At 53.7% G+C, this 21,348-nt stretch carries 21 protein-coding genes and 2 pseudogenes; 16 read left to right on the top strand and 7 right to left on the bottom strand.

Going from position 1 to position 21,348, the window contains the following annotated elements; translation table 11 throughout:
* The first annotated feature begins 1,124 nt into the window (after positions 1–1,124).
* Entirely contained in the window at positions 1,125–1,553 is a 429-nt protein-coding gene (locus ABRP31_RS13860) for a hypothetical protein (protein ID WP_349970006.1), read from the top strand.
* A gap of 208 nt (positions 1,554–1,761) precedes the next feature.
* Here ABRP31_RS13860 and ABRP31_RS13855 read toward each other — a convergent pair whose 3' ends face one another.
* On the bottom strand, positions 1,762–2,343 hold the full coding sequence (locus tag ABRP31_RS13855) for a TetR/AcrR family transcriptional regulator (RefSeq protein WP_349970005.1): 582 nt from the start codon (positions 2,341–2,343) through the stop codon (positions 1,762–1,764).
* A gap of 162 nt (positions 2,344–2,505) precedes the next feature.
* On the opposite strand from ABRP31_RS13855, the pseudogene ABRP31_RS13850 reads away from it, so the two are divergent.
* The 4 genes and pseudogenes from ABRP31_RS13850 to ABRP31_RS13835 all read left to right on the top strand — a co-directional run.
* Positions 2,506–2,724 (top strand): annotated as a pseudogene (locus tag ABRP31_RS13850) (alkene reductase); the annotation flags it as partial.
* A gap of 135 nt (positions 2,725–2,859) precedes the next feature.
* On the top strand, positions 2,860–3,729 hold the full coding sequence (locus tag ABRP31_RS13845; RefSeq protein WP_349970004.1) for an alpha/beta hydrolase: 870 nt from the start codon (positions 2,860–2,862) through the stop codon (positions 3,727–3,729).
* Between the two features lie 71 nt (positions 3,730–3,800).
* Complete coding sequence (locus ABRP31_RS13840; protein ID WP_349970003.1) at positions 3,801–4,799, top strand: NADP-dependent oxidoreductase; 999 nt, start codon at positions 3,801–3,803, stop codon at positions 4,797–4,799.
* A 425-nt stretch (positions 4,800–5,224) separates the two neighbouring features.
* Positions 5,225–6,232: an aldo/keto reductase gene (locus ABRP31_RS13835; RefSeq protein ID WP_349970002.1), complete on the top strand. Its 1,008-nt coding sequence runs from the start codon at positions 5,225–5,227 to the stop codon at positions 6,230–6,232.
* Between the two features lie 134 nt (positions 6,233–6,366).
* Here the strand turns inward: ABRP31_RS13835 and ABRP31_RS13830 are convergent.
* The 4 genes and pseudogenes from ABRP31_RS13830 to ABRP31_RS13815 form a co-directional block, all read right to left on the bottom strand.
* Positions 6,367–6,456 (bottom strand): annotated as a pseudogene (locus ABRP31_RS13830) (transposase); the annotation flags it as partial.
* Positions 6,457–6,516: 60 nt separating this feature from the next.
* Positions 6,517–6,909, bottom strand: coding sequence for a hypothetical protein (locus ABRP31_RS13825; RefSeq protein WP_349970001.1), 393 nt, complete (start codon positions 6,907–6,909; stop codon positions 6,517–6,519).
* Complete coding sequence (locus ABRP31_RS13820; RefSeq protein ID WP_349970000.1) at positions 6,903–7,436, bottom strand: hypothetical protein; 534 nt, start codon at positions 7,434–7,436, stop codon at positions 6,903–6,905. The genes ABRP31_RS13825 and ABRP31_RS13820 overlap by 7 nt, the downstream gene beginning before the upstream one ends.
* A 422-nt stretch (positions 7,437–7,858) precedes the next feature.
* On the bottom strand, positions 7,859–8,497 hold the full coding sequence (locus ABRP31_RS13815; RefSeq protein ID WP_349969999.1) for a hypothetical protein: 639 nt from the start codon (positions 8,495–8,497) through the stop codon (positions 7,859–7,861).
* A gap of 391 nt (positions 8,498–8,888) precedes the next feature.
* Between ABRP31_RS13815 and ABRP31_RS13810 the strand changes: the two genes are divergently transcribed.
* The 3 genes from ABRP31_RS13810 to ABRP31_RS13800 all read left to right on the top strand — a co-directional run bounded on the left by ABRP31_RS13810 (position 8,889) and on the right by ABRP31_RS13800 (position 11,626).
* Positions 8,889–10,253 carry a DUF1963 domain-containing protein gene (locus tag ABRP31_RS13810; RefSeq protein WP_349969998.1) on the top strand — a complete coding sequence of 455 codons (1,365 nt, stop codon included), beginning with the start codon at positions 8,889–8,891 and terminating at the stop codon, positions 10,251–10,253.
* Positions 10,254–10,593: 340 nt separating this feature from the next.
* Positions 10,594–11,079 (top strand): DUF4189 domain-containing protein, encoded by a 486-nt coding sequence (locus ABRP31_RS13805; protein ID WP_349969997.1) that lies wholly within the window; start codon positions 10,594–10,596, stop codon positions 11,077–11,079.
* 64 nt (positions 11,080–11,143) lie between these two features.
* Positions 11,144–11,626 (top strand): DUF4189 domain-containing protein, encoded by a 483-nt coding sequence (locus ABRP31_RS13800; protein ID WP_349969996.1) that lies wholly within the window; start codon positions 11,144–11,146, stop codon positions 11,624–11,626.
* 44 nt (positions 11,627–11,670) lie between these two features.
* Here the strand turns inward: ABRP31_RS13800 and ABRP31_RS13795 are convergent, their stop codons facing one another.
* Positions 11,671–12,402 (bottom strand): hypothetical protein, encoded by a 732-nt coding sequence (locus ABRP31_RS13795; RefSeq protein WP_349969995.1) that lies wholly within the window; start codon positions 12,400–12,402, stop codon positions 11,671–11,673.
* Positions 12,403–12,697: 295 nt separating this feature from the next.
* On the opposite strand from ABRP31_RS13795, the gene ABRP31_RS13790 reads away from it, so the two are divergent.
* The 8 genes from ABRP31_RS13790 to ABRP31_RS13755 all read left to right on the top strand — a co-directional run bounded on the left by ABRP31_RS13790 (position 12,698) and on the right by ABRP31_RS13755 (position 20,086).
* A complete protein-coding gene (locus tag ABRP31_RS13790) occupies positions 12,698–13,189 on the top strand; it encodes a DUF4189 domain-containing protein (protein WP_349969994.1) in 492 nt (163 codons plus the stop codon).
* A complete protein-coding gene (locus ABRP31_RS13785) occupies positions 13,189–13,842 on the top strand; it encodes a DUF1629 domain-containing protein (RefSeq protein WP_349969993.1) in 654 nt (217 codons plus the stop codon). Before ABRP31_RS13790 ends, ABRP31_RS13785 begins: the two co-directional genes overlap by 1 nt.
* 353 nt (positions 13,843–14,195) lie before the next feature.
* Positions 14,196–15,086 (top strand): hypothetical protein, encoded by an 891-nt coding sequence (locus tag ABRP31_RS13780; protein ID WP_349969992.1) that lies wholly within the window; start codon positions 14,196–14,198, stop codon positions 15,084–15,086.
* An 85-nt stretch (positions 15,087–15,171) separates the two neighbouring features.
* Entirely contained in the window at positions 15,172–16,803 is a 1,632-nt protein-coding gene (locus tag ABRP31_RS13775) for a hybrid sensor histidine kinase/response regulator (RefSeq protein WP_349969991.1), read from the top strand.
* A 13-nt stretch (positions 16,804–16,816) separates the two neighbouring features.
* Positions 16,817–17,464: an imm11 family protein gene (locus ABRP31_RS13770; RefSeq protein WP_349969990.1), complete on the top strand. Its 648-nt coding sequence runs from the start codon at positions 16,817–16,819 to the stop codon at positions 17,462–17,464.
* A 166-nt stretch (positions 17,465–17,630) separates the two neighbouring features.
* The gene (locus ABRP31_RS13765) at positions 17,631–18,521 is read left to right on the top strand and encodes a peptidoglycan-binding domain-containing protein (protein WP_349969989.1); all 891 of its coding nucleotides are present in this window, start codon (positions 17,631–17,633) and stop codon (positions 18,519–18,521) included.
* Positions 18,522–18,578: 57 nt separating this feature from the next.
* A complete protein-coding gene (locus tag ABRP31_RS13760; protein ID WP_349969988.1) occupies positions 18,579–19,478 on the top strand; it encodes a hypothetical protein in 900 nt (299 codons plus the stop codon).
* Positions 19,479–19,603: 125 nt separating this feature from the next.
* Positions 19,604–20,086 carry a DUF4189 domain-containing protein gene (locus tag ABRP31_RS13755; RefSeq protein WP_349969987.1) on the top strand — a complete coding sequence of 161 codons (483 nt, stop codon included), beginning with the start codon at positions 19,604–19,606 and terminating at the stop codon, positions 20,084–20,086.
* A 764-nt stretch (positions 20,087–20,850) separates the two neighbouring features.
* Here ABRP31_RS13755 and ABRP31_RS13750 read toward each other — a convergent pair.
* A complete protein-coding gene (locus ABRP31_RS13750; protein ID WP_349969986.1) occupies positions 20,851–21,345 on the bottom strand; it encodes a DUF2269 domain-containing protein in 495 nt (164 codons plus the stop codon).
* Positions 21,346–21,348 lie beyond the last annotated feature (3 nt).

The following is a 21,348-nucleotide window of genomic DNA, read 5'->3' as shown; positions in this document are numbered from 1 at the left end:
CCCATCTCCAAGCAGACGCTGCTGCCGTTGTACTGGACGAACAAGGTTCATGAACACATATAGATGAACAACCATTCCCATTCATAGATTGCTAACCAGCTATTACGGCGCTTTGACCGACACATGAACATCTGACATCGCCCACTTGTTCAATAGTGTGTCTGGTTATGGTTCGCTTTCCAAATCCCGACTTTGTGACGGTCGCGATTTGATGAGGCTTCCCCCCATCACCTATCTATCTGATTTCATTAGGTTTGCGTTCAAGCGGCGTTGTTCGGACTGCTAACACATCGAAAGTTTCCCGGTTGCACTGTGTTCACCTGCAGGCTACAGAGCCGTGCGCTCATTCTTGCGCGCATACGTAGGCAGCGAGCAGACTTTCAACAGATTAGTAGCTTAAACGCCCAAGCTGATGCTGTTCAGGTGTATGCGGCTTCCAAAGGAACGATGAATCAAATCTTTCTCCGTATGTAGCAGTTTTATGAGTTTCTTGCGAAGACAACTTGGTGAGCCTGAACCCGTTCAGACTCGTAAAAAATAAGCGGGATTTCATTGGGAATCTAACTGGCGAGGCCCAGAATCGGGCCTTAACGCCATTGCAATGGGACTATGTGCTTGAGAATCACGTGATCGAAAAGGCAACACAGGGACGAGTATGTTGATCGGTACCTCAGACGCTATCGCACTTTTCTCGGCTTGCCGAACTCACCGGCTGAAAAGAACGAACTCCTCTACACACGACGCTGGAAGGCCGAGCGGGCTTGTCTGGACGAAAAGTGCGCACCCTCCTCCAGTCCGTTTTCGACAACGCTTTATCTAAGATGAAGGCTGAGGGGCGCGAGGCGTACAAAATAAACAGTCTACGGTCAGCATCAGCTCACTGACTCAGACATACATCGGCAACGTTTGACGCGCCTTTTCGCAAGGCGTGCAGTTAGATCTTCGTCGGTGCGTTCTGTTGCCAGATTAGAGTGGCCTCTTTGGCGCAGATCATCTCGGGACGCTTGCGCCATAAAGCAGGTTCTGTAACGCTCGTCGCCGACGATCATTGACGTCCCGAAACCCTTGGCGTGTGGTTGAACGGACAGTAACAGCCCTCGAGACGGCTTTACCAAGGAGAAGTAATGAACAGGTTTTTTCTAGCAGGTGCGTTTCTGGCCCTGAGCTCCGGCATCGTTGCAGCTGAGGATCCTTTAGTCCGTGAAGGCACTTACTTCGGCTCGGGCGATGGAGGCGATGTAACGGTCAAACTGAAAGCGGTTGGCGGAGGAGACTACGATGCCTCGATCAGTACGATGGTGGAAGGCGGTTGTTCGGGGGGTGTCGATGGGCGGATGACGTTCCACGGCGACACCGGCGTTCTCTCGGTGCCCAACCCGGACTATGACCTCGTGACCAACAGCCCGTTGGCGCGGCATAAGGCGTGCAAGGTCATTCTCACGTTCAACGATGAAGGGTTTCTTCAGGTCGATGAGAAAGAGGGGTGCCTGACGTTTCATGGTAATGCCTGTACGTTTACAGGGGAGTTGGTGCATGAAAGTGCGGTCAATTAATAGGGGATCACCTGCCGATTGCCCTCATGCGTGGCTGTTTTTCGCAGATCAGGAGGCCAAATACTGATGCGGCAATAACCCTGGAACTTACTGGAATTGTGGGTGGGCGTGCACCAGCACTTCCGACACAAAGACATGCGATGCGACGTGTCATTACTCCTACGCCAATTCTTGGCAGGTAGCGCTCATTAACTGATTTAATTAATTTTCACCCTCGTGAGGGAAGAGAAGAAATTATTTCGGTGCGACAAGTTTCGAGTATTTCATCAGCGAGAGGTGAATCATCTGGACATGCTCGCGACAACATCACAGCACCGATTGCACACGCTAGCAATTCAATCGCTTTCGCGCGAGCATCTTGCTTCGGCACAGGCACATCCAGCCCCTTCTGATAGTTTTCCTCGATCGCAGCCAGTGTGCCCTCTATCCCAGTAGCAAAGGTCGCCTTCAACTCATCTGATTGACGGGCAGCGTCACCACAAAGTGCCGCCATTGTACAACCCTCGCCTCGACCGTCTCGGTGGTCTCTAGATACGTACAGGTTTACGAAAGTTGAGACATCGAGATCGCAGGTACGGGCGAGCGATTGCGAAAGGCTGTTTTCAGCGGCTTCGGCCATAAGATCAGCCTTGGAACCGAAGTGCTTGTAAAAGCCTCCCTGCGTGAACCCGGCTGTCGCCATCAGCTCCGCGACCCCGACGCCGTCATAACCCCGCTCACGAAATAGCTCGGAAGCTGTTTCAACAATGTGGGCCCGGTTGGCAATTGATTGCGCCTTAGTGATTTTCATTTCGGCTAAACCTCTCAAAACCATGGCCTGACTATACTCTGATGTCGATCATACTCAAAACTGTTGACATCTTTGAGTATGATCGACATCATAAATTCATCGCCGCATTTCTATGCCATCTGGTTGCGGCCAGCCTCACTCACCAGCTTCTATGGAACCCATATGAACGATAAGACCTTGTTTGAGCCATACACACTCGGCTCAATGACACTCTCCAACCGAGTTGTGATGGCGCCGCTTACGCGAAACCGTGCAGGGTCAGGCTTCGTCCCAAACGGGCTTGCGGCGATCTATTACGGCCAGAGAGCGTCAGCCGGCCTTGCAATTTTCGGGGCCACTCAAATTTCAGGACGGCGCGTCGTCACCGAAGCCGTTCACGCATAGTCGCCGAACGCTCTAAAAACCAAGGCTGGACTGCGATGCAGCAGGCGCTCACACATTGCTTAAAGGCAGAGCGTCTGTTGCGTACTCCTCTCCTCCCACCTATCTGTCCATCAATTCGGGCACGGTGCGCAAATGACCGCTGAATCCAAAAAAACTCGCCCAGGGTCGCAGGGGCTGTTCATCCACTCCGCTAACCAGTGGGTCAATGTCGAAGGAACGGCTTTTGCCTACCGGGACTTAGGGCCAAGAGAGGGATTGCCGCTCGTTCTTTTAAACCATTGGGGCGCCGTCCTGGATAACTTCGACCCTCGCATCGTTGATGGATTAGCTCTCACCCGACGAGTCATTGCCATTGACTATCGAGGAATCGGCGCCTCTGGTGGAACTGCCCCTTTGACCGTCAGTGAGATGGCAACTGACGCAATTGCCTTGATACGCACTCTAGGGTTCCAGAAAGTCGACCTCTTGGGATTTTCACTGGGTGGGTTTGTGGCACAGGACATCGTATTGAGAGCCCCTGAGCTTGTACGAAAACTCATTCTGACCGGCACCGGACCAGCCGGCGGTGAGGGTATCGACAAGGTTTGGACTGTGTCGTGGCCGTTGATGCTGAAAGGGCTTCTGACACTGCGCGACCCTAAGTTTTACCTGTTCTTCACTGCATCGGCTAATAGCCAGAAAGCAGCGCGCGCGTTTTTGAAGCGGCTGAAAGAGCGGAAGAATGATCGCGATAAAGGCCCAACCCCAACAGCGTTCTTGCGGCAACTAAAGGCGATCAAAGCGTGGGGTCGCCAGATGCCTCAGGGTCTAAGCCACATACGGATTCCAACCCTCATCGCCAACGGGGACAGCGACATCATGGTGCCCACTGTGAACTCGATTGATATGGCGCGTCGCATCCCTAACGCTCAGCTGATTATCTACAAGGACGCGGGACATGGCGGAATCTTTCAGTACCACGCGGACTTCGTCTGCGCAGCACTGGCCTTCCTGGAGACCTGAACAGGAATTTCAAAGTATTTGGATGCCACCCGCTTCCGCGCCTACCTTTGTCTACTAAGAGTTACATCATCATGAAAGCTTTTTTTATCGAACGATATGGTAAGGGCGGTGGACGTATTGCCGAGGTACCTGATCCACAGGTAGGCCCCACCGATGTTCTGGTTCAAATAAAGGCCGCAAGCATAAACATTCTGGATTCCAAGATCAGGTCAGGGGAATTCAAGCAAATTCTTCCGTACGCATTCCCTCTGATACTGGGGAATGATTTGGCTGGCGTTGTGGTTCGTGTCGGGCGTGATGTTCAGCAATTCAAACCTGGCGACGAAGTCTACGCGAGGCCTGAGCAAGATCGAATTGGGACATTTGCCGAGCTTATTTCGGTCAACCAGCACTCTTTAGCTCTGAAGCCTCGCAACGTCAGTATGGAGCAAGCAGCATCGTTGCCTTTAGTCGCGCTGACGGCATGGCAAGTTCTGGTTGAAACTGCCCAGGTTAAAAAAGGCCAAAAGGTGCTCATCCACGCAGGATCAGGAGGCGTGGGTAGCATTGCCATTCAGCTTGCCAAGCATCTGGGCGCTTTCGTTGCGACTACCACAAGCACGTCAAATGTTGAGTGGGTAAAAGCACTCGGGGCCGACATTGTCATTGACTACAAAAAACAGGATTTCGAGACCGTCCTCAATGACTATGACGTTGTCCTCAATAGCCTGGATTCGGTTGTTCTCAAGAAGTCGGTGAAGTGTCTCAAGCCGGGCGGTCTTCTCGTATCCATCTCAGGGCCACCAACGCCTGAGTTTGGCAACGCACAAGGGTTGTCTTGGGCGGTCAAGCAGATCCTGCGCTTGCTTAGTTTTGGTATCCGAAAAGCATCACACGCGGCCGGGATTAAATACTCTTTCGTTTTTATGCGCTCCGACGGCGCACAACTGCAAGAAATTACGACTCTGGTTGAGTCGGGCGCCATCAAACCGATTATCGACGAAGTCTACCCATTCGCGTCTATTGCTGACGCGCTCACGTACGTCGAACAAGGTAGAGCGAAGGGGAAAGTGGTGATTAACCTTGCGTAACGCCTATTTTGTGAGGAGCCAGAAATGGGCAGCACAAACGTTGAAGCAACGGGTTCAACCGTGGGATCGCTAGATGAAGCTCTACCTGTGGGAGGTGGCATCACCCAGGATCTACTCGCAGAAACTGCAGTAAGCGGTCTTTGCGATGAAGTCCCTCTCTTGTCTGGCGAAGATGCCAAAGTGCTAAGGCAAACCGCAAATCCTGTTGAGGAACGTTTGAGGACATTGAGCGGACATATGGCGAGCGCGCCGTTTGTACGAAATGGGGACACTCGGAAAAAGCCTAAGTCCACTACCCTCCCCAATCCTGCCCACATTGTGTGGCGTGGTTTGATGCTCGATCCGTAACAGCAAGGTTTTCCCCGGTAGCAGCAGCCGCAGCATTCGTTGGCTCAAGTAAATCAACATCCAAAGCGGAGATAGCTATGAACTACAAAGCGTTCGGCAATACCGGACTGCGTGTTTCAGAACTCGCACTCGGCACCGGCAACTTCGGCACTGGCTGGGGCTATGGCGCAGATTCCGACTCCAGTGCGGCGATCTTCAACGCCTACGCAGAGGCCGGTGGCAACTTCATCGATACCGCAGATATTTATCAATTCGGCCAGTCTGAGGAGTTGCTGGGAACTCTGCTTAAAGGACGACGCGACGATTTCGTGCTGGCCACGAAATTCACCAACGGTGCTGCAGCCAACGCGAACAGGCTTGCTACAGGCAACAGCCGTCGTGCTTTAGTGACTTCGGTAGAAGCGAGTCTAAAACGTCTTAAAACAGATCGGATCGACATATATTGGGCTCATCACCCGGACGGCGTAACTCCGGTGGAAGAAATCGTCAGAGGCTTCGAAGATTTGGCACGTGCAGGGAAAATCCTGTACGCGGGTCTATCCAACTTTCCGGCGTGGCGACTTTCCCGCGCGGTCACGTTAGCCGAACTCACCCATGCGTTGCCTATTGCAGCGGCTCAGTTCGAGCACAGCCTAGTGCACCGTGAACCCGAGGCTGATCTTTTCCAGGCCTCATATGCCTTGGGCCTAGGCATCGTGACATGGTCTCCGTTGGGCGGCGGCATGCTGACTGGTAAATATCGACAAGGCGAAAAAGGTCGTGCAGAAGGGTTCGGTGGCAAAGTATTTCAAGCTGAAAACTCCGCTCAGCGCACCTTAATTATGGATGCGGTTCTGGAGATGGCAGGTGAAATCGGCGTAAATGCTGGCCAGGTTGCAATTGCATGGGCTAGCACCCACGGGGCGATTCCAATCATAGGGCCACGCTCCAAGCAGCAACTTACCGACAACTTGGGTGCGTTGTCCGTAAACCTCACGCATGAACAAATCTGCAGGCTAGATGCGGTTAGCAGCGTGACTCCTTCAGAGCCTTTGAGGCTATCAGGGTATGAAGCGGATAACTCTCGCTCAAGGGTCGTCGCGTAGATAACAGGAACGTAAACGGGGGCCGGCAAGGCCTCCGTGTTTTGGTCGATCTCGAACTCTACTTCCATACATGGCTCGAACGGCGAGCGGAACACTTACCCGATTCGATATTCGTTTGGCGCCTCAAATCAAAACCCAGCGCGGCCAAAGATTTTATCTTGGCGATACATCGGTAGATGGTCGGCGAACCTGGCGACCATGATGTGGGCCAGCAGGCCCCGTGTCCGCTATGCACGCGTCAGGAAGGCGACCTCACTGGATGGCTGCATAAGCGCGGCGAAGATTCACTTCGGGGGTGGCGTCATATGTGGGCCACAACCGCCTTCGGAATCGGCTTTAAGGATGGTTTGATCCGGAGCGACATACAGCGTGATCTTGCACTCCACATTTCTGGTTTCATCGGCGTAATAATTCGTGATGTTTCGAACACCACCACTGACGTTCTCACTGCTGCCTTTGTAGACCGTATCGGTTTTGAAGTGTGATTCAAACCAGACGAGGGTAAATACACCGTCTGAATTCTGATTAATCTGTTGTGGCCCACCCCACACCTCGTACGCTTCACTGACATTACGCCCCTCCCAAGCTGATCGAGCCATCAACTCTGGAACAGAGGCGCAGGCACTGATCAGCGATATGCTCGCGAGCAATAAAGGCTTGAGCGCACGAATTACCATGTCGGATTCTCATCAAATTTGCGGGAGTGGTACTCACTCGCTGGCTTCAATGCCTTGCCGAAGTGGGCGTTTATACGCTTGACGGAGTTGCTGCACGCATCTGGATCCAGATTGTTTTGTACCCCCGCCTTGTCGAGCACGGGCTGCATCAAGTCGATTTCTTTCGACAGGTTTGCGCACGCGGTCTTCGTACTCATTTTACCTGGCTCTGCCAGTTGTTCTTCGCACTGTTTGCCGAGTGCATCGAGCTTCCTGAAGTCAACACGAGCGCACTGTTTCGGAATAAGTTCATCAAGTTGCGCAGCCTGGTACCTGTTCAACGTTTGCATGGCTTTGTCCATGTCGCCGCTGATCTGCTCCATCACGAGCTCGCGGCAACTATTGCCACCCTGTGCGGCCATTATGCGAGCGGGTTCCTGCTGCGCCTGATTGATCACCTTGGCAATCTCCTCGCGCAAAGAACCACAGGCTAGAGGCTGGGCACCGGATTGCAGTTGACTGTCGCAAGCCTTGGTCAGAAACGCCACCGTATCGGTTTTAACCCCTCCACACTGCGTAGGGGTATAGGGCGCAGAACCACTCGGGGGTTTTGGCGGTGCACCTGCGCATGCGCAGAGAAAAACAAACGCAGCGACGGGCGCTACAGTCTTGAGTATGTTCGCAGTCATTAATCAAATCCTGAAGGAATTAGGCCAATTGAATTGCGTAAATCCAATCCAAAAAAAATAATTGATTAGATGACGATTATCCATAGCACACGTGTGCTATTGACTGCTCATCCCAATAACGTGTCTTTTTCGTGTTCATTAAGGAAGTGGCAAGGCACACCAAAAGAAAAATTAAATTGCGTTACAAACATCGCGAGCCGACTCGCGCATGGCGTTTGCCGCTCCAAAGGAGGACTACATAGGCCGTGGGCAATTTTCTTCGTCAGTAAAACTTGCCCCGCTTACGATACAGCCAGAACCATCAAGTGCGACACACAGGCCTGTGTATCTTCCCTGTGTGCGTCAGCACTGACCAAAACCGTCACCACCGCATTTCCACGTTCGAAGTGCCATCTCGCAGGAGTCCCGCGACGCGGCGAGCCGACCCACTCTGCAGTGAACCCTCCGTCAACCAGCGACTGGTGATATAGCCCTATGGTCTGTGTACAGGCTGTCTGACCAGGTGCAACAGCACTCTGTGGAAATTTGAAGTCTAGGCGACTGACAGGTTGGCCTTTTGCGTCCGATATTGATTCCAGTGAGTAGCCCGTGCCGCCGACCCGTTCGTCTGAGATCCAGAATTCCTGCGGATCGGTGGCGTTGTATTTCAACTTCACGCCAAACTTTTTCTCGACCTGTATACGCGCCACGTCCTGCTTGCCATGGATCGAAAGCGTCAACCGCACGATGCGCTGCGCAAGTTCCTCAGAGGTCAACTCCGGCAAGGGCTGCGCAGGGGCATCTGTGGATACAGGAATGACTTGGGGCTGTGCACTCGCAAAAGAGGCCAGCAACACACCGGCCCATAACAAGTTCGCACAAAGATTGATGACGCTTCTGCGCGCTTGGCGATACGGCGCAAGTTGCTTTGTTAAATTCACGGGCCAATTTTTATGATTCAAATGCCCTACAGTCCTCAAATGAAAGCCAGTGCCGAGTATTTATAATAATCAGGAGAAGATCGCCCAAGACCTCCAGCATTTCAATAGCACACCTGTGCTATGGGCACGCATCAAGTATTCGATTATCGTTTTACCCGTCAGGCAATAGCTTCATGGATTCGCTAACAGAGCAATCTGTAAGTCTCGCTTTATGGTTGTTGTCGTTATCAAACCCCACGGCACCAGGCCTCGCGATTCATACCGATACCCGTTGGTATATCGCAAGCTGCAACGGCAATTAAACGACAGGTGTAGCTGGCACTGCGACCCAAGCAACATTGCCGAGTCAAGGCTGCGTCCTCTGACGCTTTGCAACGTGGAGGTTCAGGAAATGGAAACTCAAACGCAGTCCCCCTACGACGCCAGCGTGCGCGACCACCAGATGGAAGCCGAGCTTGAGGCTTACTTCTGCAAGCACCGCAAAACCGGAATCGTGCTGCAGAGGATTTATCCCCCGACATCGTTCCCCCGTGTGCGCAGTCGTTTGGGCGGTCTGCCCCAATTGCCACATGCTTTTGAATGGCCCATAGGCGTGAGTTACGGCAAGTCGGTGCCCATGCATTTTCTTGCGCAGGTCGACTGCGCGGAGTTGCCACGGGTCGAGTCGCTGATGCCAACGCAGGGCATGTTGTTTTTCTTCGCTGTAAACGACGAAGAACAGATATGGGATACAGGTGCTCCTCAGGAACGTGTCCGGGTGTTGTACGTGCGGAGCGTCCCGGAGGACCAGCCCGAGCGTCAGGCTCCGGAACATCTGCGTCCGATTCAGGACGTGAATAAAGCAGACAGCCCATATACGGAACAGGGATGGCTGCTACCTGGTGAGAGTGGCCCGCGCCTCCATGTACGATGGCCATTAGTTGCACGGCGGATGGAGACCTGGCCATACGACGTGCCAACGCCGGAGGGCCGCTCAATGCCAGACGTGGCGGCCTACCTCCAGCGATGGTCCGAACTTAGCCTGGGAGCAGCCGTGGCAGCGACCGGGCTAATGCCCAATGCCAACGCTGTTTTCCGTTGGGAGCAACCGCTCTCCCAATCCTGGACGTTCCCTGCCCAGTGGCTGCGCTATCAGTTGGACTTCCCGCAGGCGGGAATAATGATAGATCGGTTGGCGCGGATCGTAGGCAATGAGCGAAGCAAGAGAACACGCCGCTTTGTCGCTGATCAGGATGTACTGGACTGGGTGGAGCACGCCAGTCGCCTTGGCTGGGATAACGTTCCCGATGAAGCCACGAGGGAGGCCTTCCGAAACTGGATCATTGAACAGATTGGCGACAAGAATGAAGGCGCCACGCTCACCGACGTCACAATGGGAAAAGTTTTCACGAACGGCCTGCTCGCCTCCATTGCGTACCTCGCTGGTTCACCCGACGCCGCGACGTTGATTCCATCACGCCTATATTGTGACCTTGAAGGCGAACACTTGCCGTATGAGGAAAGTTATCGCAAGCATGCCGATGGACGAAGGTACTGTGCCAGAGCCAGAGTCCATCAGATGTTGGGGCATGTTCCGCTTTTGCAGGGCGCCATGCCTGACATCAAGGGGGAGCCGGTATGCCTGTTGCAGCTCGCCTGGGATCCCGCCATCAACCTAAAGTTTGGGGATTGCGGCCAAGCGACTTTCTGGATTTCCAGGGAGGATCTGGCGGTCCAGAACTTTGATCGTGTGGCGGCGGTGGTTGAGTCACATTGAGTTATATGTAATGCCCGTTAATCTATTCGCGCCTTGCCCTCCTCCTCATCAAACAACGTGCAAACTACTGGGTTTAAATGCATTTTCTGCAGGAGCTGCCGGCTCTATGTTTGATGCGCGACAGCGCGGCCGTTCAAGCGACTTATAAATCAATAGCACACTTGTGCTATGGGAAATCATCTGCAGGTCAATTACTGTTTTTCAGCTGAACCAGATTTGCAGGTTCATTGAATAGAGTGATTATCAGGCTACGCACCCCAGTTGTTTGCATTGCAGATGCTTACCGCGTTTGCTCTGGTAGTTGCGTAGCAACACGTAAAAACTGAGGCATCGCGCCACAATGAAAAATATATTTTATGCCCTGTGCCTCACCTGCCTGCTCATCGGGTTACAGGCGCAAGCCCAGACAAGGTGTCCGATGGGTGTTCAGGCAGGGAGTATGCAATGCCTGCCTGACGAGCCACAAGGTGGCGATAGCGCCCCTGCCCGTCCGACCGGCGAATGGATCAAAACCTGGGGCGCGATTGCTCACTCCAGCACCACGGGGGAAGCAGGCAGTGCTGTAGGTAAATTCTCTGAAGGCGAAGCCGAACAGGCTGCACTTCGGCAGTGTGCAATTGAGGGGGCCAGCGACTGTAAAGTGAGCCTGACTTATTACAATCAATGTGCTGCGCTTGTCGCTTCAGACTCACAAAGCTTTTTTCAGGCGTCCGTTTCTGAGCGGCGCTCCATTAAGTTGGCGAAGAAAAGTTGCGAGGAAAGCGACAGCGGGAAGTGTAAGGTTATCTATTCTGAATGCACGGACCCAGTATTCTGGAGGTATTGAAGGTCAGATATAGCCAACAGCCAGAGCAGCAGTAACAGGTAAAACTGAAATATCGGACGACAACATGAAAAATATATTTTATGCCGCGTGCGTCACCTGCCTGCTCATCGGGTTACAGGCGCAAGCCCAGACAAGGTGTCCGATGGGTGTTCAGGCAGGGAGTATGCAATGCCTGCCTGACGAGCCACAGGGTGAAGGTAACACCCCTGCCCGTCCGACCGGCGAATGGATCAAGACCTGGGGCGCGATTGCAATGTCTAGCACAGGCGAAGTAGGAACCGTTGTTGGCAAATTATCTGAGAGCGATGCGAAGAGCTCTGCCATTAAACAATGTGCCAAGGGCGGAGCGAATGATTGTGCCGTTCAACTGGTTTATCGAAATCAATGCGCAGCGCTGGCTGCGTCTCAAGTGAGCACTTTTTTCCAGTCGTCTCCGAGCGAAGAGCTTGCAGAGAGTGGCGTGAAAAAGGTGTGTGATGAGAGCGGTGGGGGGACATGCAAAGTCATGTACTCCGAATGCAGCGAACCGCTGTTCAGAAAATACTGAGATCCGAACAGGCTTATCGCGCGCCATATCCTTTGAGTGACCCGTTACTTCACGCAGAGCGCAATGTTCGTGCGCGCAGCATGGATCACGCTCAAGTAATCGTCGACGACGGCAGGTGACATGTCCTGAGTAATTGCATCATCTGCCCTTGCAGCGTCATGACGATATTTCGACAGCGTCGCCAGACATCCAGCCTTGTCATTCAACTTATACTGCGTCAGCGCATAATCATTGCGCAGACCGCCCTCATCAATCATCCCCACTGTGCTAAGGCACTCTCTATAAACGGGCGCTAACGTGGTCTCGGCCTGGGTATATTTTTTCTCGTCGTAAAGCTTTTTAAATTCTCGACGCGTCTCGCCCATCGCGGGCTGAGCGCAGATGGCAGGCACATAGTTGTAATCACCTTCGAAACTGCCATTGCTGCCGCAGTACTCCCGACACTGATCTTTGGTAGATGTACTCACCACTAATCCTTTGGGCGTACTAGTCAGATTCAGTGAACATTGGCTTGGGGCATCGCCCTCGTAAACTACCGCGCCTCCCCCAGGGTTCAGACGGCCGGAAAACGTACAACCACTGCCGGCGTTTTCGGTGTCCAGTGAGAAGGTCTGAATACCCTTTGCAACGGCGGTCCCAATGACTAATTGGCCCCAACCACCCTCGGTCGCATAAGTGCCTGCTTGCGGCGGTGATTGTTGCGCCATGGCTGATGCAGGCAACATCAACGAGCTGACGCAAAAAGCCGCACAGCAAATATTAATAGCTCGCTTCATCACTACACCTTATGGAGGATTGAGCCCATTTACTGCTGCCGCGTATCAGATGTATAGGGCCCTGAAACTGCGCCCCCGCGTAAATAAACAACATCGAATTTCGCGCTCCGCAACGTTCCGCCAGGCGCACAGGACGCTTCCTGGCTCTTGGTGAGCGCCGTTCTTCTGGTAACCAACTTACGGACTGCAGTCGACAAATCAATAGCACACCTGTGCTATCGAAAATCATCAGCAGGTCAACTACTGTTTCCCTCTGGACAGATATCTAAAGGTTCATTGAGGTCGAGTAATCAATATGCCTCGCGCCACGGTATTTTCACTGTTGGTACTCGCTGTCTCTACTCAAGCCTTTGCGCAGACGGCTTGCCCAAGTGGCGTCGCCCCTGGCAGCCCTCAGTGCGGACCTGACTCGGGGACCTCAAGAGCGGATTCCGCGCCTGCGCGGCCAACCGGGGAATGGATTAAAACCTGGGGGGCGATTGCTGGATCGGACAGTCGTGGGGAAGCATGGACTTCCATTGGGCGACTGTCGAAAACGGAAGCTGAAGAGCAAGCGCTTGACCAATGCAGGGCTGCTGGAGCGTCGGACTGCATTGTGACGTTAGCGTATCGAAATCAGTGTGTATCGATGGCCTCCCCTCCCGGTTCCGGGCGTAGCGCTACTAGCAGCGCGAAGAGTAAAGAGATTGCCAATCAGGACGCGCTGGCTTTGTGCAAGGAAGTAAACGGGCAAGCCTGTGAAGTTATCTATAGCGCATGCACAGATCCAATATTTAAAAAGTTCTGATGATCATGGCCGTCGTGATATTGCATAACAGCCCCAACGCAAACAAGTTCTACACGCTGATGCCCGACATCCGCAGCAACTGGGGGCGCTGCGGCGTTATCTTTGCGAATGAGCGCGAGCTGCTGACATCACCGCGCCGTATCTTGCGCCCGCCTGAAGGTGGTTTCCCGCCGCTGCGTCAGATAGCCCGGCTTGAATATGACCCAGAGAAGGGCAAAATGCCGCGCGACCTTGAAGGGATATTCAGCGGCTACTGGCTGGTTTCAGAGCGGCTAAAGAAGGTGTTCGAGGAAGTCGATCCATTGGCCTTTGAGTTTGCCGAATGCACATTCCATCTGCCTGATGGCTCGGTAGGACCCACTCACTTCTTGTGTGACATTGTGCGCGTCCTCGATGCGGTGGATGAAGAAGCTTCCAGGTTGAATGTCGAGATCAGCGATGAATTCGTGAATGGAAAGTTCTATAACCTCTGCGGCGGCGCGAGGCTCGTTTTTCATGAAAGCGTCGTCGGTTCGGCGCACATTTTCCGCGTCCCCTACTCCGGCCGTTTGGTTGTCTGCGATAAAGCATTTCGGGATGCGGTTCGACAGGCCGGGATTGGCGCCAAGAGTCACTCGGACGGGCTGTGGTTCGAAGATGCTGCCAATCTGTAGGCCGAGTCAAACACCTGAGGTCGGGGCAAATCTTGTGGCCCCGATTTCCATAGTCCTGCGCTGTCTACCCGCAAACATAGGACCCGTAGGAGCTGCCGAAGGCTGCGATCCCGGTATACCCGTAGAAATGCTTCGCAGCCTTCGGCAGCTCCTACAGAAAACGCGTTTCAATCCAGTATTTGGCTGTTGTTTTACGAGCGCGCTTGCCGGCGATTTGGTCTGTTAGTTGATGAAGATATCGTCTGTGCTGGCGCAATCGCGGGCAACCGCGCTCCTACAGGTAAAGTCACTGTTTCCCGGATGAATCCTCTCTGAGATACGCGCCATGATTAATTCACGCTGAGGAGTCGGCCATGCAATTGTCCCCTTCGTTGAAGTCCTTGATACCGGAATGCAGGGAATGGCTTGATCGGGCCCGAACCTCGGGCGATATCGACCGCTACGCAAGCGCCGTGGAAGATCATCTCGCAGTTGCTGGCCGCCTTAGCCCCAAGGTCGGGACACAACTTGGGCGAATCAGCCACTTTTGGAGCGTAGCCGCTTGCGATGCCTACTTTCGTGCGGACCTGGATGAGCTTGCCCGTTTCTTCAGGTGGACGATTGAAAGCCGAGCGCTGCTGCTTCGCTGGGATGGGGTACACAGTCAGCTGCGGCCACAGCTTGGCAATTGGCCCAGAGAGTACTCAGACAGCTTGCGCGCTGCAGGCCCCACCGTGCTGTGTCGCTGGGATACAGGCAAGGTCAGCGCGCAGCGCTTTCTGGAAATGGCGGAGAAGGATTCGCGGCTCAATCTGTTGCCTCAGTCTCGTCGAATCGCCCACGACACCCACGATGTGTTTTTAACGTTCCTGTTCTGCGACGCCTATGCACTGTCGACCCGGTTTGAGCCACGCAAGCCCTTGATTGCTACCTATCAGGGGCTTCTGGATAACTGGAGGACCGACGACCAGAACACCTTTGCGCAACACATGAGCCAGGCCGCTGAATTCCATATCAGTCGGAGCAAACACAGCACAGGCTGGAAAATTTACGAATTCGACTACGACTTTGATCGCGTCTTCCCGATCGAGTTACTGGCCGTCCTGGCACTACGACGACGGGATAACCTTGCAGACTTCCCGGCGGGTCACGTGCTGATCGATGGGCCGTGGTCGGTGCTCAGGGACTTGCCTTGTGCTGAGCAGCACCCTCTCATCGAGGCTGTTCTGGCGCGTGTGAAGAATGACTATCCGCAATTTCTTTGACTGAGCCCGGTCAGCGACTGGCGCCGCAACAGATCGCAACTAACGCCCGGAAAACTCACGCTCAGCGTTGAAAATAGAGGTAGGGATGAAGGACTGGAAACATGCCGAACTCAATCAGGCAACTATCCGGCTGATCCTGGCGGGTTGTGTGATCGCATACGTGGTGGTCGTTGGGCTCGTCCCTGACCTTGTCCTTGAGCATTACCGACTGATCATTGGTTATTACACCGGCGTTCTGGTGTTTTCCCTGATCTTGCGCATGCACATTGTCAGCTATCCGGGTGTTTATTTGACCCGACGCGTGTTGGCAATGGTGCATGACTACGTCGGGATCTCCGTCGGACTGATATTGGGCGCAGAAGCGACCCTGCCACTTTTCAGCCTTATGGTTTGGGTCACCCTGGGTTACGGCATGCGCTTCGGTTCGCGCTATCTGGCCACGGCGGCGATCATGGCACTGCTGTCTATATTAATTATTTATCAACTCACGCCCTACTGGCAGGCGCAGCCTTATATGGTCGTAATGTTGATAATGGTCATTATTCTGGTCCCGGCCTACGCCAATACGTTATTGATAAGGCTTCGTCAGGTCTCCGAGCAAGCAACGGTTGCGAACCAGGAAAAGGAACGCTTTTTAGCGCAGGCAAGTCATGATCTGCGGCAGCCTATTCACTCGATCGGTATGTTTACCGCATGCCTGCGTACGAGCCCTCTAGGCGAATATGAGCGCCAGTTGGTCGATAACATTGATCGCTCCCTGCAAAACGTCTCGCAACTTTTCCGCTCCATCCTCGATATTTACACGCTGGACAGTGGCAAGGTCTCAGTCAAATCAGACGTGGTGAATGTCGGCGAACTGCTTCATGACTTGGCTCAGCAAAATGCTGCCGCAGCACGCTGGGCTGGCGTGGAGTTAAGGATTCGCCCCTGCCAACGCTGGGTCAGGATAGACGCCACACTGTTGTCGACCATGGTTCAGAACATCATTTCCAACGCGCTCAAGTATGCCCCGGAGCACCCGGTACTGATCGGGGTTCGCAAAAACCGCAGTGGCCTTTCGATCCATGTACATGATCAGGGCAGAGGCATCTCGGCTGAACACTTGCCCAAGGTTTTTGATGAGTTCTATCGGGTTCGTCATACGCGGGAGAAAGATATTGAAGGTGTGGGGCTTGGATTATCAATTGTCAGGCGCCTCAGCCAGATTCTTGGGGTGCGGGTCAGCCTGGTTTCGCAGTTGAATCGCGGAACCAGCGTTGCCATTCACGGCCTTCAGGAGATTGCGCCGCCCGTGCAACAACCGGGGAAAAAGAAACTCGGCGAGAGTCTGCTCAAAGGCCTGAAAGTTTGCCTCGTTGAGGATGACGATAATGTGCTCACCGCCACCGCTACCTTGCTGCGCCGGTGGGGCTGCGAGGTTCAGACCGCCGCTTCGGCGCAGGGTTTGACTACCGAGTGTGACATCCTCATCGCCGATTATGATTTGGGCACGGCCGCCAATGGAGTGGACTGTATCGACCAGGTCAGAGCAGCACGTGGCAGGGATATTCCGGCCATGATCATCACCGGACGTGATGTCGGGTTTGTCGCTGAAGAGTTGCATAAACGCAATGTTGTGCTGCTGGCGAAGCCATTAAGGCCTTCAGAATTAAGACTTGGTCTGCTATCAATGCGCGAGAAAGCAGCCGCCTGCAATATGGATGCGTCGGACACTTAGCAGAGAGGCGTTAATGAACATCGGACAACTGCCGGAAAAAGATCAGTTTTATGTCCTGCAGAGTGATCCGCGCGGAGGCGGGCCTGGCACGGACGTTGAGATCGAAAATCTGGACGCCCTGTTGACGCCTCCGAGCCGCATTCTCAGGCCTGAAAACGGTGGGTTTCCTTCACTGCCAGAGGTGCCTCATTTGGTGCATGCCAAAAGGTCAAAGCGAATGCCCCGTGATCTTGAAGGTGGGTTCAGCGGCTACTGGCTGGTTTCCGAACGTCTGAAGCAGGTCTTCGAATCTATAGATTCGGCCGGGTTCGAGTTTCTGGCCTGTGACTACACGCTGCCGGATGGTTCAAATGGCCCGCTGCATTACCTATGTGACGTAGTCCGCATGCTCGCGGCGTTAGACGAACAAAAATCAACTTATCAAGTTCGCACAGGTCATGAATTCGAGACTGGCAAACCGTTCAGGATAATGACCTTTGCAGGTGGTGCACGTCTCAGCTTCAAAAAAGACCTTGTGGGTTCGGCCCATGTTTTCCGCATGGCCGAGAAGAAGTCGTCAGTCATTTGTGATCGCATGTTGTACACCGCGATCAGGAAAGCCGGTATTGGCGTCAAGCCAGGTTCTGGTGGTCTTTTATGGCGCGACGCTGCTGATGTGTAAAAGTCCCGCGCGCTGTGATCGCCCGATTAACACACCACTACAGCCGCACCTATAGTACGGGTGTGCTATAGGAAAAATGCCCTGCGCCTGTAACTTACAGATGATCATCGCTGGATTAATTTTCCGCAATTCTTTGATCAGGCACGAAAGCACAGGGGCTTTTCAATTGACGCTAGATACCGTTGCCACCCGTTTCCCCGTTGGCTGGAAAAATCCACTGCTGCGAGTAGCGTTCATCACCGTGGCGGCGACATGCAGCTGGCAGCCGCTGAGCGCACAGGCCGGATCTATGGCCCCCGCTAACGCCTCATCTACCCTTCCTGTCGATAACACCGAAGCCTCGCTGAACCTTGATGAGCGAAAGCTGATTCAGGAAGGTCTGATCTGGGGCGGTTTTTATCAGGGTGCTATTAACGGCAACTTTGGCAAAGATACGCGGGCAGCCATTGCCGCGATTCAGCAGCAGTACAAACAGCCCGGCACCGGTCTCCTGAACGCCGACCTGGCCATGCACCTGGGCGGTTCAGCGCTGAATAAACGAACAGCCTTCGGCTGGACCACCGGGACTGAACCAAAGACCGGGGTGAGACTGGGCTACCCGTCAAAATTACTCACGGTACTCACCAGCCCAAATGCCAATACCGTGAATCTGAATGCCGAGGACAGCAGTATTTCGTTGCGGGTTGAGCGACTGATCAATATGAAACCCGGCCAGATTGGTACGATCTACAACAACCTCGCCAGCGATACCCAGTCCACCTTTACGTACAACGTCAGACATGATGATTCATTCATCACTGCGGGCTCTCGCGGGTCGCTCAAGTTTCTCCGTCGCTATGAACAGCGAGGGAGTGAGATTCGTGCTTTAGACCTCGTATGGGTCAGCGAGCGCGATGCAGACATGAAAGCCCTCGCGATACTGGTTTCCAACAGCTTCGACCCGTTCAATACATCCGGGCCGCAAAAAGAGCCGGAATACCCTTACCTCTCCAGCCTCGCCCGATCAGCAAATAACGAATCAACTGGCGGCACACCCAATGCCGTGCCCGCTCAGTAACGCATTTCGGCAGAAGCCGGACTTGAGAACGGAAGCCTCATTTGCATGAGACTTACAATGGCCCTCGTTGCAGCTGCCTGCCTGGTCATGGACCACTCCATCGTGCGTGCGAGCGAAACCAGCGCCGTAACCAATGAGCAGGGATGCGTCAGGCAGCGCGGCGGTCCACAGGATCCCGGCATGGTGCCGCCGCCCGTCATGGATGCCTGCCTGGGCCCCTATTCTTTACGAATTCCCGCCAACTATTTCGATAACCAGATGGGCCCGAACTTCGATGGCAGTTTTGGGCTTTACCTTGAATACCCGGAAATGACGCCCTTCGCGCCTGGCGAGCGAACGCACCTGACACTGGATGTGGCGACTCGCACGGTGAATATTGGCTATGACTACCTTGACCGGGTAAGCGCCGAGGAATTCATGCACCGTCAAACCGTGCCAGACGGTTCTGGCGAAGATGCGCCCGAAATGGATATTCAGACGCGTATCAAAGGTGAGGAGATCGATGGGCTCACACCTTACTACGCCAATATTGCTGCGTATCGCGCGCACTACCTGGCGATGGGACTGAAGCCATCCAACTCCATCATGGACGCCAGCTATTACAAGGACTGGTACGTGAATCGCGATGCCCAGGGTCGCATCGAGACGATCATCAAGTGCACATCGCACGAAGTTAAAGAGACAGGCGTGGAATATCGTGACGGTAAGCTGGCGCGCAGCAACGAACGCCAATTGCCGGAATGTGAGCACACGTTTGTCATCCCCGAGATGAATGCGGCAGTAAAGATCAACTATGTGCGTTTCGCGTTCAAGGACTGGAAGAAGATTCAAGAACGCGCACGAAGCGCACTGCTGAAATTATCTCGTGATGCTGATTTACCCGCCGTTAATGAAGAAACGGAGGTTGTGCTGTTGCAAAGCATCATCCCCAAGCAACATAAGGAGAACGAATCGTGACCCAGACAACTACGTCTGCTCAACTATAAAAACAAGGTTTATACGCGCCATGAAGCATTCTTAAAGATCGAAACTCAATGATCAGCGCTGGAAGTCAGTCACTGCCATAGGGCCAAAAGATGGACATGAAAATTTACCTGGTGAGTCTTTCACTGCTGGTGATCAGCCTGCAAGCCGGCGCGCAGACAAGATGCCCCATGGGCGTCCAGGCAGGCAGCATTCAATGCATACCGGATGACCCGCAGACCGGTCAAAGTGCCCCTCCCCGGCCAACCGGCGAATGGATTAAAACCTGGGGGGCGATCGCGGGCTCAGATACTACTGGCGAGTCCGGAGCGGTGGTCGGCAAGTTAACCCAAGAGGAAGCGAAGTCGGCAGCCCTTTATCAATGCGCCTTAGGAGGAGCCACTGACTGCAAGGTTGACCTGGCGTATAAAAATCAGTGTGTTGCACTGGTGTCCAGTGAAATTAATAGCGTCTCTCAAGGTTCCGCAACGAAGCAACGAGCTATTGATCTGGCGATGAACAGGTGTGTCAAAAAAAGCGGTGGCCATGAGTGCAAGGTCATGTACACCGCATGCTCTGATCCGATTTTTCGCAAGTACTAAACCTTGCTCAAGGGCGCGAGGGTAACGAATCAGATTTCCGGTCAGCACACGCCGAGTTCTTCAAGGCAATGGCGGCGCTGACCTGGCGTTACCCGTTCACTGACGTGGGGCATTAGTCGTGGGCCCCCAAAACGCTCTATAGGTAAATTCCGGCAACGTATTCACGAGCTCCGGTCGACCTATTTTGATCATGCCGTTGGTTCTCCGAGAGCTTGCTTTACAGACGAAATCATAGGGCCGTTCCAGAACAGTGCTAGCAACCGGTTCCCACTGAGTACTTGTCGGTCCCTGGGTGACTTCGCCCGAACGCATTTTAGAACTCGCGGACTCGACACTGTACCGGCCACCCTTACACTGAAAGGCAATCCTGTATAGCGTGAAGAGAGGTTTGTCCTCTCCTTCGAATACATAAACAACATTCACTGAGCGTGCGGGCTCAGCACCAGATTTCGAAGGCGTATCTGCAACGGAAAGAGCATCGGCATAAATGACTTGCCGTTTCGGCTGATCCCCACTTCCGAAGATTAGCCACCAGTCAGGCATTGCGGCAACTGCGATGCCCGGAAAAATGAAAAGGGGGGAAAAGACCGCCAGAACCAAAGCGAGTTTATGCACCAACGTTTACTCCCGTAGTTGCTGATAATAGGAACCGAACAAACTTTATATCTGCCCTGATAATCTCATACCCTTTTTGGCATTCAATAGCACACCTGTACTAGTCAATACGAAGTTCTCCATCACACTCAGCCAATTGCCGTGCATGATCAGGCCAACAGCATCTCGAGCCACTGCCACGGGGTCAGCTTCGTCGTCATCATCAGCACCACGACGAACATGCCAAAAAAACCGCAAATGCCCATCCAGAACCATTTCTGATAGAGATTGTGGTATCGATTATCCAGCGACAATCCCTGTTCAACCGCGCTCAATGCCAACCCGTGCATCCGCTTTTGCAGTACGAGTACCGGGAGCCAGAGTGCACCGACGCCAATGAAGATCACCACCGAAGTCAACAACCAGGGAGAGTTCAACGGCAGCCCCGCAAGCGTCACCAGCAGGTAGCCCGTACCGAGCTGAAGAAAGCCGGCGGGCGTGGTAATCCAGGTGTCGAACCGCACCACCATTGCACAGACATGAGCGATGACCTGTGGGTTACGAGTGCGACTGGCCGCGATCAGATAGAGAAACGAGCCCATGCCGAACCCGAACAGAAAAATCGCCGCGATCACATGCAAGTACTTCAGCGCCAGATAAAGCATTGA

The organism is Pseudomonas caspiana, from assembly GCF_040224095.2.
GTDB lineage: Bacteria > Pseudomonadota > Gammaproteobacteria > Pseudomonadales > Pseudomonadaceae > Aquipseudomonas > Aquipseudomonas caspiana.
This window is presented reverse-complemented; position numbering and strand designations above follow the sequence as displayed.